Source organism: Microcoleus sp. (assembly GCF_041354475.1).
In the GTDB taxonomy this organism is placed as follows: domain Bacteria; phylum Cyanobacteriota; class Cyanobacteriia; order Cyanobacteriales; family Microcoleaceae; genus Microcoleus.
The window spans coordinates 1-3846 of record NZ_JBGJZU010000081.1 but is presented as its reverse complement, the minus strand read 5'-3'; the positions used below and the strand labels follow the sequence as shown (position 1 = coordinate 3846).

General features: G+C 48.1%; 2 protein-coding genes. One reads left to right on the top strand and one right to left on the bottom strand.

Translation table 11 applies throughout. The features are described from left to right. Window positions 1-2639 (top strand): Ig-like domain-containing protein (locus ACBR23_RS23435; RefSeq protein WP_371120848.1); only part of this gene is annotated, 2639 nt, incomplete at its 5' end. A 507-nt stretch (window positions 2640-3146) separates the two neighbouring features. On the opposite strand, the gene ACBR23_RS23430 is transcribed toward ACBR23_RS23435, so the two are convergent. Continuing rightward, window positions 3147-3665 (bottom strand): Ycf51 family protein, encoded by a 519-nt coding sequence (locus tag ACBR23_RS23430; RefSeq protein ID WP_371120545.1) that lies wholly within the window; start codon window positions 3663-3665, stop codon window positions 3147-3149. Between the last annotated feature and the right edge of the window lie 181 nt (window positions 3666-3846).

The window sequence follows — 3846 nt, the reverse complement described above, 5'->3', positions numbered from 1 at the left end:
GTCTCAGCAGTCCCGCTGCTGCGACGGTATCGGCTTTGCTACCTGGTGCTAACCAACCGCCTGTAACGAATAATGTGAATACCGCGATCGCACCCAACAGCACCGTTAAACTCCCCGGACTCGGAGGCACAGACCCCGACGGAACCATCGCCTCTTATACAATAGATACTCTGCCGCCCGCCGCCCAAGGAGTCCTCTTCTTAGGAGACCCAGCCAACGGTGGCGTCGCTGTCACACCGGGTCAAGTATTGACCCCGGCCCAAATTAGCCAGCTATTTTTCAAATCCACAGGTACGTTCACCGGAGCCAACTTTAACTACAAAGCTACTGATGACAAAGGTCTCAGCAGTCCTGCTGCTGCTACGGTAGCGGAGATTGTCGCTCCCACGCCAGTACCAACGCCCATTCCATCACCAGTACCAACACCAACTCCATCAGCAGTACCAACACCAACTCCATCAGCAGTACCAACGCCCACTCCATCAGCAGTACCAACGCCCACTCCAACTCCCCTGGCGAATGAACCCCCAGTGGCTAGCGATGCTACCTTGAGCATTCCCCCCAATAGCAGCAAACAAATAACAGGAGTGTCAGCCACCGATCCCGATGGGTCGATCGTTTCTTACACTATCAACACTTTGCCCCCAGCAGACCAAGGAATCCTATTTTTAGGAGACCCAGCCAACGGTGGTGTCGCTGTCACACCGGGTCAAACCCTGACTCCTCCACAGATTCAGGAATTATTTTTCCAAACAACTGATAATTTTACTGGGGCTAATTTCACTTACACCGCCACGGATAACGAAGGGGCTATCAGTAATCCCTCCACGGCTACTGTGACTGCTATCTTACAGCCAGTTTTCCCCACACCCACTCCCATGGTGGAACCCGAAACAGACTGTGGGTGTGAGCTGCTTGTGGAAACACCGGAAATTAACTTTTTGCCACCAACACAACCCCCTGAAGTCTCATTTAACAGGCCAGAGACACCAGTGGCACTTGAGGAACAAACCCTTAAAGGCACTAATGGCAACGACTTCATTCAGGGTAGCAATCGTAATGAAAAAATTGCTGGTTTTCAAGGTCGTGACCTACTTTTAGGTGAAGGTGGTAACGATGAAATTTACGGCAATCAAGACAATGACACAATTTTTGGCGGATTTGGCAACGATGTTGTTTACGGTGGCGAGAACGACGATTTTATAGCCACTGGGAAACAAAACGATTGGATTTCTGGCGACTTAGGTTCTGATACTCTTTTGGGCGATCGAGGTGCGGACACTATTTTGGGAGACACCGGGCTAAACAACTCCGAGAGTCCTGACGATGCTCGCGATTTAATCTTCGGAGGCGATGGTGCAGATGTCATCAACGGCAATGAGGGAGACGATACCATTCATGGCGGCAAAGGTAATGATATTGCCTTTGGAGGTCGAGACAATGACCTGATTTGGGGTGAACTCGGCTCCGATACCTTGATTGGCGGTACTGGAGAGGATAGCTTGTTTGGTGGTATCACTGACAACAGGGCTAAGGACTTCCAGGGACGGGACTTGCTCTACGGAGGTTTCGGCAACGATTTTCTGAGCGGCCAAGAAAATGACGATACGCTGATTGGCGGCAAAGATAATGATGTTGTTTATGGAGGCAAAGGTAATGACCTAATTTTTGGTCAATTAGGCTCTGATACTCTCTACGGTGGAGAAGGTATTGATACCATCCTCGGTGACAGTGGCAGTGCCAACTCGATTGGGGATACTGGCGAACAAGATTTAATCTTTGGTGGCACCGGTGACGACATCATCGGCGGCGGTAACGGTAATGATACCGTGCAAGCAGGTAAGGGCAACGATGCCGTTTGGGGCGGCAAAGATAATGACTTGATTTGGGGCGAACTTGGCTCTGATACCCTTACCGGGGGCAGTGGAGACGACACTATGTACGGTGGTACTCGCAGTCGATTCAAGGATGTTGAGGGGAATGACTTACTCTTCGGGAATATCGGTTCTGACTTATTATTCGGCGATGAATCTGAGGATACTATCAGTGGCGGTAAGAGCAATGATTCTCTCTACGGTGGCAAAGGTAACGACCTCATACATGGAGACAGTGATGATGACTTAATTTATGGCGGTGATGGTAATGATGAGCTTTGTGGCGATGATGGCAACGATACCATCTTTGGCGATCGCGCCGATGACAGAGGTGTTTCTGTAGGTACTGCTGGCCAGCAAGATTGCATCAGTGGCGGTGCTGGCGATGATTTGCTTTACGGTAATGAAGGGGAAGATACTCTCAACGGGGGTGATAGTAATGACACTCTCAATGGAGGGAAAGATAACGACATTCTCAATGGCGGTGATGGTGACGATTTACTGTTTGGTGGCTTGGGCGATGATACTTTGATTGGAGGTATCGGAAGCGATCGATTTGTGTTGAGTGCTGCTAGTGGCAATGATACTGTGATTAATTTTGAGGTTGGTGTCGATCGATTTGTCTTGACTGGTGGTCTGAGTTTCCAGCAGTTACAATTTACACCTACTTTCAACGGTACACTGCTGCGAGTAGCTGGAACTACTGAAGTTTTAGCTACTCTGGTGGGAGTTAATGGGGTGATAAGCTCCTCTGATTTCCTCTAATACCATTTTCATAAAGTCCTACTACAGATGTAGTTCTTAGCCCCCCCTTGGGTTCGGGGGGGTTGGGGGGGGTAGATATAGCAGTCCTAAATGAGTCGTAAAGTTTTTTACCCCACCCCAACCCTCCCCTTATGAAGGGGAGGGAGTAAGAAATTCACAAATGATTTAGGATTGCTATATAAGTTTGTTAGCGATTTATATCAAATCCGTTGACATCGGAATGATTAATCTCTCTCTTCTCTTCCTTCGCGTCCTTCGCGCCTTCGTGGTTAAATCATATCAAATCCGGTAACATCGGAATTATTCATCTCTCTTATCTCCCTCTGTGTTCTCTGCGTTCTCTGTGGTTAAATCATTCCGATGCAGCCGGAAACGATATCATTCCGATACAACCGGAATTGATATTAGCAACCGCCAAGGCTGTTAAAATAATGTGTTAATTGCTCCCTGAGCGGAGTCGAAGGGAGCAATTAACAAAACACCTTGGCAACTCCTATCTTCCTACTTTTAGGATTGATATTTTTTCAGAGTAGCGACTGGTTCGGGGAAGATTTCGATCGACATTTTGTCATCATATCGAGTAGCGAGCGATCGCCTCACCTCTCCCAAAAACAGTGGCTGGGAGACTCCTGGCTCTGGATGTACAATTGTCCGTACCCTGATCGTCATGTAGTCTCTGCCACGTCCAGAGCGGCCTGGGGAGTACAAATCCGCAGCAGCTTGCTGCATCGTCGCTTCCAACTCTGATGGGGCGATAGTCGGTGGCACGGTAATTACAGTTTGAGCGCCGCCTGTATCGTAAACTAGAGAATAGCGCACAGCACCGGGAATTTCTGTGCGAGTAAACAATCCTAAACCGAGGCCAAATATACTAGCAGCAATTACTGCCATAAAGCTAGTAACTCCTACCAAGCGGAAGCGAAAACCCCACTGCAAGATAAAGGCAATCACCGTGAAAACAGCGAAAGCCACTGTGAGAATTCCTGCCCATTGGGCGTACATTAAAAGGTTAGAATTTACGTTCATTCGATATTTCTGTATTTGTTGACTGTTATTTGTTATTTGTTATTGGTTAAAAGAGTGACATACTCCCACGTCAAGCCGAGTACAGCTATGACGTGGGCATCTTTGCAGCCCTACTAAGGGTATACAAAATTTCCTTTATGGTACTGTCATCCATAGTTCCTACTATAGAAAGATTCCCACC